The following is a 13,616-nucleotide window of genomic DNA, read 5'->3' as shown; positions in this document are numbered from 1 at the left end:
GCCTCTGTATCTTAAATACCTTTACCAAAAGTATTACATTGTCCCGGATCGCCGCTATCAAAACCGCGTTTGAACCAGGTAAAACGCTGTTCAGAGGTTCCATGAGTAAAGCTGTCCGGTACGACGCGTCCTTGTCCCTGCTGTTGCAGACGATCGTCGCCAATGGCCTGTGCGGCGTTCAGTGCCTCTTCCAGGTCACCAGACTCCAGTACGCCCTGCTGCTGCATGCTGTGGCCCCAGACACCGGCAAAGCAGTCTGCCTGCAGTTCCATCCGAACTGAAAGACGGTTCACTTCTGCCTGTGAGGCATTCTGCTGCATCTGACGAACTTTAGGTTCAATACCCAGCAGTTTCTGCACGTGGTGACCCACTTCATGGGCGATAACATAGCCCTGAGCAAAATCACCATCAGCGCCCAGCTTGTTTTTCATGTCGTCATAGAATGAAAGGTCGATGTAAACCGTACCATCTGCCGGGCAATAAAATGGCCCCATCACGGACTGACCCGCGCCGCAGCCGGTACGCGTCGCGCTCCGGTACATCACCAGCTTCGGCTGTTGGTAGGTGCGGCCCATTTTTTCAAACTGCTGTCCCCAGGTATCTTCTGTGGTAGCCAGAATCACCGAGGTAAATTTTGCCGCTTCATCATCGTTTGGGCTGATGGAGCGTGATGATTGCTGTTGGGAGACCGGCTGGCCAGTCATTAGCCCGGTGAGATCCACGCCATAATAACCCGCCACCAGCACCACAATCAGCAGAATGATGCCGCCTTTACCACTGGGCAGACGAAAACCGGGCCCACCCATAGAGGGGCCGCCGCCAGAGCTGTTTCGTCTGTCTTCCACGTTGTCACTTTCACGACGCCCTTGCCAGCGCATAATCACCTCAACTTTTTATTCATTATGATGATGATCGTAGGCGGTTCGGAACAGGATTACCATAAGAAATAGTAATCAAATCAGGTGGGGTTAATGAGCCGGAGAGCGATCGCCGGCTCAGGGGATGATTAGTCTAACTTCACACCCAGGCGATGCGCGACGGCTTCATAGGCTTCGATCAGGCCGCCCAGACTCTGGCGGAAGCGATCTTTGTCCATTTTATCCAGCGTTTCTTTGTCCCACAGGCGGCTACCGTCCGGTGAGAATTCATCACCCAGGACCACTTCACCTTTATACAAACCAAACTCAAGTTTGAAGTCGACCAGAATCAGACCAGCATCATCAAACATCTTTTTCAGCACGTCGTTAGCTTTGTAGGTCAGCTCTTTCATACGTGCCAGATTCTCTTTGCTCACCCAACCAAAAGTTTCGCAATAGGAATCGTTAATCATTGGATCGTGCATAGCATCGTTTTTCAGGAACAGATCAAACAGCGGCGGATTCAGTTCAATACCTTCCTCAACGCCTAAACGCTTAACCAGAGAGCCTGCCGCGCGGTTACGTACCACACATTCAACCGGTACCATCTCCAGTTTTTTCACCAGACATTCGGTATCAGAAAGCAGTCGCTCCATCTGGGTAGGAATACCCGCTTCTTGCAGTTTAGTCATAATGAAATGGTTGAATTTGTTGTTCACCATGCCTTTACGGTCAAACTGTTCAATGCGCGCGCCATCCCCTGCTGACGTATCATTGCGGAATTCGAGCACCAACAGGTCCGGGTTTTCCGTGCTGTATACGGTCTTCGCTTTACCACGATACAACTCAGCTTGCTTTTGCATCTTTATTACTCCTGGGTGTGAATTAACGATAAATATTGCGTTTTTCTGCCGACGCACACGTTTGCGTATCATATCAGAAAAAAAGGGCTGGAGTTATCCAGCCCTTTATTTTTACTTACTGAACGCTGCCTGGAAGACGGCGACCAGCGCGTCGTTCTGGCTTTGCGTCAGGGTATGCCCCTTCGGATCGATAAACTGCAAGCTACTGCGGTTGTCTAAATCACCGACCTGCAGTTTATAGTCGCCGGATACCAGACCCGGGTCGCTTGCACCCAACTCCTGCCAGTTGCTATCGGACAGTGGTTTGTAGGTCACCGCGATGCTGCCCTGAGAACGGGTGCTGTCGGTTACCTTCATCCCCACTTTCTCAAGCGCTGCCGGCAGACGCTGCCACACCACGTTGAACGGCCCGCGTACCACCAGCATTGGTAAACCGGTGTCATCGGCGGCGCTCTGAACATCCATGGTGGCTGCAGAGCGGTTCTGCGCGGCATTCGCGGCGTCGGTGGCGTTCTTATCCAGACCAGCAGAGATAACGTTCATCATCTCAGCGCTGTAGCGCTGCATTGATGCCGCATCGGCTACGGGTTTACCCGCCTGCTCGAGGTTAACCAGTTTCACCGTTACCGCTTGCTGATAGCCCTGCGGTTTAACCGAGATTTGATAACGTCCACGGTACTGCTCGTCTTCATCCAGACGGTTCCAGTCAACCCAGTCGGTGGTCAATGTCTGGCTGGCATCATCACGTTTGGTGATCGTGTAGTTTTTAGACTGAATGACGCTAACGACCTGCGGCCACAGTGTGTTGCCACGACCGTTTTCCACCAGTAATGTCGACGTATCACCCGCGATCTGTGTGCGAGCACCGGTGACTAATGCTAACGGCTGAGCCGGTGGACGAATATCCAGCGCTTTACCCACGGCACCACTGCCGTTGGTTACCGGGATATTATAGTCGCCCGACATAACCGGCAGAATCATCCCAGCTGGAGCATGAAGCTCAGCAAGCGGTGCGGCCTCCAGATAGGATTCATCACCGCTCACCTGGCGCTTATAGCGCGAGTCAGAGCTACAGGCCGCGAGCAACATAACAAGCGAAACACCCGCAACCTTGGCCAGGCGCGACTTTTGTACTGAGTAAGCCATCAAATCTCCCTAAACTTTACAGCAAACCGGCATGCTTAAGCGCCGCTTTGACGATTTCACGAGCATTGTCCGTGATTGGCGTCATCGGCAGACGTAGCGTATCGGTCGCCACAAGTCCCAACTCCTTACACGCCCATTTCACGGGAATAGGATTGGGTTCGACAAATAGTTTGTTGTGTAACGGCATCAGACGCTGGTTAATCACCCGCGCCTCGGCAAATTGCCCGGCTGCCGCCAGTTTGCACATTTCAGCCATATCACGTGCCGCAACGTTAGACGTTACGGAAATCACGCCATGACCACCGAGCTGCATAAAATCCAGTCCGGTCGCGTCATCACCGCTGAGCAGAATAAAGTCGTCCGAAACCAGCTCTTTGATCTGGTGAACGCGACTTAAGTTCCCCGTGGCCTCTTTAATAGCGATAATATTTTTAACTTTCGCCAGACGACCAACGGTTTCCGGCAGCATATCGCAGCCAGTACGGGACGGCACATTATACAGAATTTGCGGCAGGTCAGTATGTTCAGCGATGGCTTTGAAATGCTGGAACAAACCTTCCTGGGTTGGGCGGTTGTAGTAAGGCGTCACCGTCAGGCAGCCAACAACACCGCTGTCGTTGAAACGCTGCGTCAGACTAATGGCTTCCGCGGTCGCATTGGCGCCGGTTCCGGCAATAACCGGAATACGCCCGTCAGCCAGTTCCAGCGTCATCATCACCACATCGCCATGTTCATCATGACTCAGGGTGGCGGACTCACCGGTGGTGCCAACAGAAACGATCGCCGAGGTGCCGCTGGCGACATGATAATCAATCAGTTTTTTCAGGCTCGACCGGCAGACTTTACCTTTCTCATCCATCGGCGTAACAAGCGCGACAATACTTCCCGTGAACATGGGCCATCCTCTGTGCAAACAAGTGTCTCAATGGTACGTTTGGTACGACAATAAAAGCAAGCGACCAGAGCCGTTCTGATTGTTGTATGCATGTTTTTTTTATGCTTTCCTTATGATTACCTCACCGCTCAAAGGAAGAACAGGTTTGACATCGTCATCGCAACACTATCTGGTCATTACTGCGCTGGGTGCCGATCGCCCAGGAATTGTGAACACCATCACGCGTCATGTCAGCAGTTGCGGCTGTAATATCGAAGACAGCCGACTGGCCATGCTGGGTGATGAGTTCACGTTTATCATGTTGCTGTCGGGCACCTGGAATGCCATCACCCTGATTGAATCAACCCTGCCATTAAAAGGCGCAGAGCTGGATTTACTCATTGTGATGAAGCGCACGACCGCGCGCCCCCGTCCGGCGATGCCTGCTACGGTATGGGTGCAGGTCGATGTCCCTGATTCTCCCCACTTGATTGAACGCTTCACCGCTCTGTTTGACAGCCACCAAATGAATATTGCGGAACTGGTTTCACGCACGCAACCGGCTGAGAATGGAAAGACGGCACAGTTGTTTATTCAAATTACCGCACATAGTCCTGCGTCACATGATTCGGCAAATATTGAAGATGCGTTTAAAGCACTCTGTACAGAACTCAATGCGCAAGGCAGTATTAACGTCGTCAATTACTCACAGCATGATGAACAGGATGGAGTTAAGTAATGAACCCACTGAAAGCCGGTGATATCGCACCGAAATTTAGCTTGCCGGATCAAGACGGAGAACAAGTAAATTTAACCGACTTCCAGGGACAGCGTGTTCTGGTTTATTTTTACCCGAAAGCCATGACACCCGGCTGTACCGTACAGGCCTGCGGCCTGCGCGATAACATGGATGAGTTAAAAAAAGCGGGTGTTGAAGTGCTGGGGATCAGCACCGACAAACCAGAGAAGCTTTCCCGATTCGCGGAGAAAGAAGTCCTGAATTTCACGCTCCTGTCCGATGAAGATCATCAGGTTTGCGAGCAGTTCGGCGTCTGGGGTGAGAAGTCATTTATGGGCAAAACCTACGATGGCATCCACCGCATCAGCTTCCTGATTGATGCCGAAGGGAAAATTGAGCATGTGTTTGATGACTTCAAAACCAGCAACCACCACGACGTGGTAATGAACTGGCTGAAAGAGAACGCCTGACCGTGAAATGCCGGATGGCGGTGTGAACGCCTTATCCGGCCTACAAATGCACGCACGTATGCCGGATAAGACGTTAGCGTCGCCATCCGGCAGATGACCGCCCGGTTACTCAAACGTCCCTTTCACGCACGATTTCTGCTCTTTCACCACGGCTTTTCCCTTCGCCCACAGGTGATGAACTTCCAGCGCGTCGTTGAGCACCAGAATGTCCGCATCGCATCCCACCGCCAGACGCCCTTTATGCTCCAGTGCCAAAAATTCTGCGACCGTACGCGTCAGCGGACACAGCGCCTGTTCCAGCGGTATGGCATGAATCTTCACCAACTGGCGCACCGTCTCGGCCAGTGATTCAAACCCCGCGACACCGATGCCGGTGAGATTGCCAAGCTCATCAAATTCCGGCTGGCTGCCGTTGCCATCCGAGCTAAGGGTAATGCGCAACAGCGGCACGTTCTGGCGTAGCGCCGTGGCGATAGCCGTGGCCGGGTCGACGGGCTCATCAATGCTGCTGGTAATGTCGATATAACCGCCTTTACGGGCATACTCCAGCGCAGCCTGGAACAACGGTTCCGCACGGTTAACGTGTGTCGGCAACAGTTTAGTAATCGGCACATCGCAACATTCAAGGATCTGGTACAACGGTTCCAGCATGCGCGGGCTGTCGCCCATATGGAAAACGCTGATCCCCGGTTTGCGCCCTAACAATCCGCCGACGCGCGACTGCGCCGCCATATTTGCCAGCGCCGAAGTATCCGGGGCTGAAGAACGATGGTCCGAAACCGCACATTTCACACCAATAACTTTATCAATCAGCGCCACATCGCGATCGATACTGCCGGTGATCGTCGGGGAAGGCAGAGAATACGCCCCGGTCAGCATCCATGCGCTGATGCCTTCAAACTCCAGCGCGCGGGTTTTTGCCAGCAGCGATTCCGGGTGACGGGTAATGCCATCGGTACCCAGCAAACCCACCACCGACGTGACGCCAGCTTCAACCAGCCGTGACAAGCGCACTTCCGGGGTGCGGGTATGCGGCCCCGCCTCCCCACCGCCGCCAATAAGATGGACGTGTTGATCGATAAATCCTGGGCATACAATCGCGCCGTCAAGATTGATACACTCGCAACCGGGAAAGTCTTCAGGAGAAATTGACGGGGCGATGGCAACAATTTTGCTGCCGGAGACCAGTATATCCTGTCGCCCTAAATCTTCCGGCGCATACACGTGTCCCTGCTGGAACAACGTCAAATCAAGAATTGAACAGTTCATAACCTTCCTTGTCAGGCAATAACCTGCATAACCCAAATAGAGAGCAGCGCATTAATGACGCATACCGCAATAATTAGCGGGTAATAACGAGGATGAACCCCCGCGGTCCCCAGACAACGGCCCACATTTTGCACCGGATTTCCCATCAGGTAGATAGCCGGTAACAACACCGTGGCATCATGTCCCGAAAGCGTACCGGCGACAACCAGGCTGGCGCACACGCCGACGCCGCCTCCCATACTCATCACCGCTGCCAGCAGCACAGTGGCAGATTCCCCCGGCAGCCCCCACAGCGCCATTACCGGCTCGCATACCCGCCCGACAACCTCGAGCAGCCCTGTCACCTTCAGCGCCTGAATAATCACAAACGCCATCACCACGTTAGGCAACAGACTGGTTGTTGCAATGGTAAACCCGCGCCGTGCGCCATCGATAAACATATCCATGACGTTTTTACGTACCTGTGTTGTCATCTCACGCCTCCTGCTGCATACGGCGATTTTCCAGCTGCGCGATCCATACACGCAACAGGTTCGCGCCCACAAATTTGAAGACAAGGATCACCGCCAGCGGCGTAATCACCGGAACGGTCACCATCGTAAACAGCGCTGCGCCAGAAGAAAAATAGTTGGTAATGCACGCGCTGCCGCTGGTTTGCCAGCAGGCAAAAATAGCGCGTTCCTGCTCTGTGATAATGCCCTCTTCCGCCATTTCTTTGGTCATCCCGGCCGCGGCATCGGTATTTTGCAAATTCGCAATCAACGCCAGCGAACAAATACCCGGAATGCCCAGTAACGGACGCAGGACCGGCGTCATCAGCTGCTGTGCCGCGCGCAACCCACCCAACCCTTCGGTGACAGAAATAATCCCAAGCGAAAGAATGACGGAAGGTGCCAGCTCAAGCGCGAATAAGAAACCGTCTTTGGCCCCCATCCCTCCAGAGCCACGAAAAGAGACCGCCGTGCCGCCCGCAGCATTAATCTGCCCAAACGCACCGTTGAGGACGGTGAAGTCAAAGACCCGCCACCATTCGGTACTTTTCGCAAACATGCCGGAAAAAAGAATAATCGTAATAAAAAAAGCGAGATAACCGCCCCATCCCACCTTTTGCTGCGTGTGTGTGCTGTGACCCATTTTGTTCTCCTGTTGGCCTTAATCCTTGTGTGACTAAAAGACATCACGATGGTCAAGTTAAAGACAAACGCGGAGAAAAACGACACCAGAGGAGATTATTCAGAAAGAGTGGATAGAGGTCAGACAAGTTCAGATCCGGCGACATGATATCGCCGGATCTTGCAGATTAGGGTTCGTCAACGACCTGACCATCCGGCCAGGCATGCATTACCGCTTTGATTAACGTCGCCAGAGGAATCGCAAAGAATACGCCCCAGAATCCCCACAAACCGCCGAAAATCACCACGGAGAGAATAATGACCAGTGGATGCAGATTGACCGCCTCGGAGAACAGCACGGGAACCAGCAAATTGCCGTCCAGCGCCTGGATTATCAGGTACACGGCAAAACAGCTCCAGAACTCAGTGCCAAGGCCAAACTGGAACAGCGCCACGCCAACCACCGGAATCGTCACCACAAAAGCGCCGATATACGGGATCAGCACAGAGAACCCGACCAGCACCGCCAGCAGCAGCGAATAGTTGAGACCAAACAGCAGGAAGCCGAGCCAGGTCGCTACGCCGACCACCACCATTTCCAGCACCTTTCCGCGGATATAGTTGGTGATTTGCTGATTCATCTCTTTCCATACCTGCCCAGCCAGCCCGCGGTTACGCGGCAGCACCCGGCGCACGGCGTTCAGCATCTGTCCTTTATCTTTGATCAGGAAGAACACCATCAATGGGACAAGAACAAGATAGACCGCCAGGGTCAGCAATCCAACCAGTGAGGCTAACGAATATTTCACCACCGAATCGCCCATGGTGAGCATTCGCGAGCGCATATTTTCCGCCATCGCATCAATGATGCCTGCATCCATCAGCGCCGGGTAACGTCGTGGCAAGGTGGCGGCAAAATCAGACAATTTATTGAGCATGCCGGGCATGTCGCGGATCAGGTAAATTCCCTGCTGCCACGCAACGGGCATCACCACAAAGGCCATCAGCAGTAAAATACCGACAAACACCACCAGCACAATCGATGTCGCCCAACGCCGGGAACAACCAATATGTTCCAGCCGCACTGTCGGCCATTCAAGCAGGTACGCCAGCACAATGGCGACCAGCAGCGGCGCCAAAAGGCCGCTAAAGAAAAACAGGATGCCAAAACCGGCAACAAGAATAATCAGCAGGGCGATGGCTTCGGGGTCGCTAAAGCGGCGACGATACCATTGCATCAACATTTCGAGCATAAAACCCTTCCATGAACCCAATAGCGGGATTGCGATCCCGAATTGTATCGAAATGTCACAAAAAAGACTTCGCTTTTTATGGCTGATTACGCAAAGTGAAAAGACATTTTTCCTGGGTGTTCATCGTCAGGTTTCGCAGTTACACTCCGTAAGCTTGCGGAGTGTGAACGATACTTCACAGCATCGGTCAAATGGCTATCTCAAAAAAGAATACAGGACAGAGGTTATGTTCAGGCAGTTGAAAAAAAACCTGGTTGCTACCCTCATTGCCGCACTGACTATCGGTCAGGTTGCGCCCGCATTTGCTGATACTGCGGACACCCTGCCTGATATGGGAACGTCGGCAGGCAGTACGCTTTCCATAGGACAGGAAATGCAGATGGGCGATTATTACGTACGCCAACTGCGCGGCAGTGCGCCATTAATTAACGATCCATTGCTCACCCAATACATTAATGCGCTGGGGATGCGTCTGGTCTCGCACGCCGACTCGGTAAAAACGCCCTTCACCTTCTTTTTGATTAACAACGATGAAATCAACGCCTTTGCTTTCTTTGGCGGCAACGTTGTCCTGCACTCTGCACTATTTCGCTATTCCGACAACGAAAGCCAGCTGGCATCGGTTATGGCGCACGAAATTTCCCACGTTACGCAGCGTCACCTGGCGCGTGCCATGGAAGATCAGAAACGCAGCGCGCCACTAACGTGGGTTGGTGCGTTAGGTTCAATTTTATTAGCAATGGCCAGCCCGCAGGCGGGTATGGCGGCGCTGACCGGTACGCTGGCGGGTACACGTCAGGGAATGATCAGCTTTACGCAGCAAAACGAACAGGAAGCAGACCGCATCGGTATTCAGGTACTGCAACGCTCGGGATTCGATCCCCAGGCCATGCCAACGTTCCTGGAAAAACTACTCGACCAGGCTCGTTACTCTTCGCGTCCGCCGGAAATTTTGCTGACTCACCCCCTGCCGGAAAGCCGTCTGTCTGATGCCCGTAACCGCGCCAACCAGATGCGCCCGGTGGTCGTCCAGTCGTCAGAAGATTTTTATCTGGCTAAGGCACGAACCTTGGGCATGTACAACTCTGGTCGTAACCAGTTAACCGATGACCTGCTGAGTAACTGGTCGAAAGGCAACGTACGTGAGCAACGTGCGGCGCAGTATGGCCGGGCATTGCAGGCGATGGAAGCCAGTAAATATGACGAGGCGCGTAAAGCGCTGCAACCGCTGCTGGCGGCAGATCCTAACAATGCCTGGTATCTCGACCTGGCAACGGATATCGATCTCGGCCAGAAGAAAACCAGTGATGCCATTAACCGCCTGAAAAACGCCCGCGACCTGCGCACTAACCCGGTTCTGCAGCTCAACCTGGCGAATGCCTATTTACAGGGTGGACAAGCCAAAGAGGCGGCGACCATCCTGAATCGCTATACGTTTAACCATAAAGATGACCCTAACGGCTGGGATCTGTTAGCGCAAACGGAAGCCAACCTGAGCAACCGCGATCAGGAGCTGGCGGCGCGCGCGGAGGGGTATGCCCTCGCGGGACGTCTGGATCAGGCTATTTCGATGCTCAGCAGCGCAAGTTCTCAGGTGAAACTGGGTAGCCAGCAGCAGGCCAGATACGATGCCCGTATTGACCAGCTACGCCAGCTGCAAGAACGCTTTAAACCGTACACGAAGATGTAATTATCGAACCTTTGCCGGATGGCGACGCTGTAGCGTCTTATCCGGCCTACGTCAGACGCGATATGTAGGCCGGATAGGGTCTTTTGGCCGCCATCCGGCAGTATTGTTATGCAAGGAGAAGTCATGTCAGACGCGATTAAAATCTACCATAACCCACGCTGTTCCAAGAGCCGTGAAACGCTGGAATTACTGAAGTCCAACGGCGTAGACCCGGAAGTGGTGTTGTATCTGGAAACGCCGGCTGATGCAGCAACCCTGCGTGAACTGCTGCAAATGCTCGGTATGTCCAGCGCGCGTGAACTGATGCGCCAGAAAGAGGATCTTTATAAATCACTTAACCTGGCGGACAAAAATCTGAGTGAAGACACGCTGATTCAGGCAATGGTGGAAAACCCGAAACTGATGGAGCGCCCGATTGTGGTTGCCAAAGGTCAGGCTCGAATTGGACGCCCGCCTGAGCAGGTACTGGAAATCGTCGGTTAACCTGCAACCTGCCGCAGTCTTCCCGGCTGCGGCGCTTACAGCTTCAGAATTTCTTTTACGAACGGAATGGTCAGCTTACGTTGGGCGGTGATCGAAGCATGATCAAGCTGATCCAGCGTCATAAACAGCGTACGCATTTCTCGATCCAGACGCTTTAGCAGAAAACGTCCCACATCTTCCGGCAGTTCAAATCCACGAAGTCTGGCGCGTAATTGCAACGCCTGCAGCTTATCTTCATCGGAAAGCGGCTGCAGCTTGTAGATTTGTCCCCAGTCCAGGCGCGAGGCGAGATCCGGCAACCCCAGATTCAGCTGTCTTGGCGGGCGATCGCCGGTGATCAGCAGGCGCGTTTTCCCCGATTCCAGGATACGGTTGTAGAGATCAAAGATCGCCATTTCCCACAGCGAATCACCGGCCACACATTCGATGTTATCAATGCAAACCAGCGATAAATGCTCCATTCCGTCGAGCACCTCGGGGACGAACCAGGTGCGTTTGTCGAGCGGCACGTAGCCTACCGCATCGCCGCGCGCGGAGAGTTCCGCACAGGCTGCATGCAGCAAATGACTACGGCCAGCGCCTTCACGCGACCAGAGATAAATATACCCGCTATGTTCCTGACGCAGCACGTTTTGCAGTGCAGCCAGTAAAGAGGAGTTATCCCCCGGCCAGAAACTTGCGAAAGTTTCGTCGTCAGGAAGATAAAGTGGCAAAGAGAGCTGTGCCGGTGTGTTCAGAGATACCTCAACCCAGGATTTCATAAAATCGCGTTGAGTTTAACACAGAAATACGTCGCGATAGAACCGGGCAGCGCTGCCGCCCGGTCAGAGATTTACTGTTGCGGACTGTCTGCATCTTTCGCGTCAAGCACGACTTCTTCCGGACGCAGCAGGCTGATAACTTTGAAAATCAGGCTCAGACAGACACCAACGATGGTCGCCAGCGCCATGCCTTTCAGCTCTGCGGCACCGATGTGAACTTTCGCGCCACTTACGCCGATGATCAAAATAACCGAAGTCAGGATCAGGTTCTGCGCCTTGTTATAGTCAACCTTCGACTCGATCAGTACGCGAATACCAGAAGCACCAATCACACCGTACAGTAGCAGCGATACGCCGCCCATAACCGGCAGTGGAATGATTTGGATCGCTGCAGCCAGTTTACCCACGCAGGAGAGCAGAATGGCGAAAATTGCCGCACCGCCGATAACCCAGGTACTGTAAACGCGGGTGATCGCCATTACGCCGATGTTTTCGCCGTACGTGGTGTTCGGCGTAGAGCCGAAGAAACCAGAGATTACCGTAGACAGACCGTTAGCAAACATAGAACGATGCAGGCCAGGATCGCGAATCAAATCTTTTTTCACGATATTCGCCGTTACCACCAGGTGCCCGACGTGTTCAGCGATGACCACCAGCGCTGCTGGCAGGATGGTCAGAATGGCAACCCATTCAAAACGCGGCGTGTAGAACGTCGGCAGCGCGAACCAGTGGGCCTGCGCAATCGGCGTAGTGTCCACAACGCCCATCACGAAGGAGAGCGCATAACCGGCCAGCACCCCGATCAGAATCGGGATAATCGCCATAAAACCGCGGAACAATACGGAACCAAAGACCGTTACCGCCAGCGTTACCATAGAAATGATGATGGTTTTTGAATCCGGTAATTGCCCCTCAGCAGGCAGTAACCCCGCCATACCCGCAGCAACGCCAGCCAGCTCCAGACCGATGACGGCAACGATTGCGCCCATCGCCGCAGGCGGGAACATGACATCCAGCCAGCCGGTTCCTGCCTTCTTAACAATGAAAGAAACCAGGCAGAACAGGACGCCACACATAATGAAACCGCCCAGCGCCACTTCATACCCTAACGGCAGCAGCAGCAGTACCGGGGAAATAAAGGCAAAGCTGGAACCCAGATATGCGGGAATTTTACCCTTACAAATAAAGAGATACAGCAACGTACCAATGCCGTTAAACAGCAGAACGGTAGCTGGGTTGATGTGGAACAGGACTGGCACCAGCACCGTTGCGCCAAACATGGCGAACAGGTGCTGCAAACTAAGCGGGATTGTCTGTAAAAGCGGCGGTCTTTCACTCACCCCGATAGCACGGCGCGTCATAGTGTTTTCCTCTGAGTGTTGTTTGTTATTAGCCATTGGGTTGTTTTATTCAAAAAAAAGCCGACTCTTAAAGTCGGCTTCTTTTCACTTATTCGTTTACTTAGTACCAAAAATCTTATCGCCGGCATCGCCGAGCCCCGGAATAATGTATCCGTGCTCGTTCAGTCCCTGATCGATGGAAGCGGTGTACAGCTCCACATCCGGGTGCGCTTTTTCCAGTGCCGCGATACCTTCCGGTGCCGCAACCAGGACCAGCACTTTAATGCTGGTGCAGCCTGCATTTTTCAGCAGATCGATAGTGGCGATAACAGAGCCGCCGGTTGCCAGCATTGGGTCAACGATCAGCGCCATACGCTCATCGATGTTAGAAACCAGCTTCTGGAAATACGGAACCGGCTCCAGCGTCTCTTCGTTACGGTACATACCAACAACGCTGATACGCGCGCTCGGAACGTTTTCCAGAACACCTTCCATCATGCCCAGGCCCGCACGCAGGATAGGCACAACGGTGATTTTTTTGCCTTTGATTTGGTCAACTTCAACTGGACCGTTCCAGCCTTCAATGGTCACCTTTTCGGTTTCCAGACCAGCGGTTGCTTCATAAGTCAGCAGGCTGCCAACTTCCGAGGCGAGTTCACGAAAGCGTTTAGTGCTGATGTCGTTTTCACGCATCAGTCCCAGCTTGTGTTTGACGAGTGGGTGTTTGACTTCCACGATCTTCATACTCTTCTCCTTTCC

Annotated in this window: 15 protein-coding genes; 4 read left to right on the top strand and 11 right to left on the bottom strand. The window is 53.3% G+C overall.

Features of this window, described 5'->3' with window-relative positions:
- Positions 1–11: 11 nt before the first annotated feature.
- The 4 genes from IB222_RS06510 to dapA form a co-directional block, all read right to left on the bottom strand.
- Positions 12–878 carry a neutral zinc metallopeptidase gene (locus IB222_RS06510; RefSeq protein WP_149384783.1) on the bottom strand — a complete coding sequence of 289 codons (867 nt, stop codon included), beginning with the start codon at positions 876–878 and terminating at the stop codon, positions 12–14.
- A 128-nt stretch (positions 879–1,006) separates the two neighbouring features.
- Positions 1,007–1,720 (bottom strand): phosphoribosylaminoimidazolesuccinocarboxamide synthase, encoded by a 714-nt coding sequence (gene purC, locus IB222_RS06505; RefSeq protein WP_003835086.1) that lies wholly within the window; start codon positions 1,718–1,720, stop codon positions 1,007–1,009.
- A gap of 111 nt (positions 1,721–1,831) precedes the next feature.
- Positions 1,832–2,866: an outer membrane protein assembly factor BamC gene (gene bamC / locus IB222_RS06500; protein ID WP_003835088.1), complete on the bottom strand. Its 1,035-nt coding sequence runs from the start codon at positions 2,864–2,866 to the stop codon at positions 1,832–1,834.
- Positions 2,867–2,882: 16 nt separating this feature from the next.
- On the bottom strand, positions 2,883–3,761 hold the full coding sequence (dapA, locus tag IB222_RS06495; RefSeq protein WP_003037957.1) for a 4-hydroxy-tetrahydrodipicolinate synthase: 879 nt from the start codon (positions 3,759–3,761) through the stop codon (positions 2,883–2,885).
- 145 nt (positions 3,762–3,906) lie between these two features.
- On the opposite strand from dapA, the gene IB222_RS06490 reads away from it, so the two are divergent.
- Together IB222_RS06490 and bcp are read left to right on the top strand one after the other, a co-directional pair.
- Positions 3,907–4,479 (top strand): glycine cleavage system transcriptional repressor, encoded by a 573-nt coding sequence (locus IB222_RS06490; RefSeq protein WP_216350684.1) that lies wholly within the window; start codon positions 3,907–3,909, stop codon positions 4,477–4,479.
- A complete protein-coding gene (gene bcp, locus IB222_RS06485) occupies positions 4,479–4,949 on the top strand; it encodes a thioredoxin-dependent thiol peroxidase (protein WP_003835095.1) in 471 nt (156 codons plus the stop codon). Before IB222_RS06490 ends, bcp begins: the two co-directional genes overlap by 1 nt.
- A gap of 105 nt (positions 4,950–5,054) precedes the next feature.
- Here bcp and iadA read toward each other — a convergent pair whose 3' ends face one another.
- From iadA to IB222_RS06465, 4 genes are all read right to left on the bottom strand, one after another.
- Positions 5,055–6,218, bottom strand: a complete 1,164-nt coding sequence (gene iadA, locus IB222_RS06480) for a beta-aspartyl-peptidase (protein WP_149384784.1) — start codon at positions 6,216–6,218, stop codon at positions 5,055–5,057.
- Positions 6,219–6,229: 11 nt separating this feature from the next.
- Positions 6,230–6,691 carry a YjiG family protein gene (locus IB222_RS06475; protein ID WP_003835099.1) on the bottom strand — a complete coding sequence of 154 codons (462 nt, stop codon included), beginning with the start codon at positions 6,689–6,691 and terminating at the stop codon, positions 6,230–6,232.
- A 1-nt stretch (position 6,692) separates the two neighbouring features.
- Positions 6,693–7,352: a nucleoside recognition domain-containing protein gene (locus IB222_RS06470; RefSeq protein WP_126317576.1), complete on the bottom strand. Its 660-nt coding sequence runs from the start codon at positions 7,350–7,352 to the stop codon at positions 6,693–6,695.
- A 166-nt stretch (positions 7,353–7,518) separates the two neighbouring features.
- Positions 7,519–8,583, bottom strand: a complete 1,065-nt coding sequence (locus IB222_RS06465) for an AI-2E family transporter (protein WP_003037941.1) — start codon at positions 8,581–8,583, stop codon at positions 7,519–7,521.
- A 226-nt stretch (positions 8,584–8,809) separates the two neighbouring features.
- Between IB222_RS06465 and bepA the strand changes: the two genes are divergently transcribed.
- Complete coding sequence (gene bepA, locus IB222_RS06460; protein ID WP_149281447.1) at positions 8,810–10,273, top strand: beta-barrel assembly-enhancing protease; 1,464 nt, start codon at positions 8,810–8,812, stop codon at positions 10,271–10,273.
- A gap of 123 nt (positions 10,274–10,396) precedes the next feature.
- Positions 10,397–10,756 carry an arsenate reductase (glutaredoxin) gene (arsC, locus tag IB222_RS06455; RefSeq protein ID WP_126317574.1) on the top strand — a complete coding sequence of 120 codons (360 nt, stop codon included), beginning with the start codon at positions 10,397–10,399 and terminating at the stop codon, positions 10,754–10,756.
- 35 nt (positions 10,757–10,791) lie between these two features.
- On the opposite strand, the gene IB222_RS06450 is transcribed toward arsC, so the two are convergent.
- The 3 genes from IB222_RS06450 to upp all read right to left on the bottom strand — a co-directional run bounded on the left by IB222_RS06450 (position 10,792) and on the right by upp (position 13,601).
- The gene (locus tag IB222_RS06450) at positions 10,792–11,493 is read right to left on the bottom strand and encodes a DnaA inactivator Hda (protein ID WP_211924219.1); all 702 of its coding nucleotides are present in this window, start codon (positions 11,491–11,493) and stop codon (positions 10,792–10,794) included.
- 95 nt (positions 11,494–11,588) lie between these two features.
- Positions 11,589–12,878, bottom strand: coding sequence for a uracil permease (gene uraA, locus IB222_RS06445; protein WP_003835107.1), 1,290 nt, complete (start codon positions 12,876–12,878; stop codon positions 11,589–11,591).
- A 96-nt stretch (positions 12,879–12,974) separates the two neighbouring features.
- Positions 12,975–13,601: a uracil phosphoribosyltransferase gene (gene upp / locus IB222_RS06440; RefSeq protein WP_003835110.1), complete on the bottom strand. Its 627-nt coding sequence runs from the start codon at positions 13,599–13,601 to the stop codon at positions 12,975–12,977.
- Positions 13,602–13,616: the final 15 nt, after the last annotated feature.

It is taken from the genome of Citrobacter sp. C13, assembly GCF_014596815.2.
Classification (GTDB): Bacteria; Pseudomonadota; Gammaproteobacteria; order Enterobacterales; family Enterobacteriaceae; genus Citrobacter; species Citrobacter portucalensis.
Note: the sequence above shows the minus strand (reverse complement) of the source record. Positions and strands in the feature narration are given on the sequence as shown.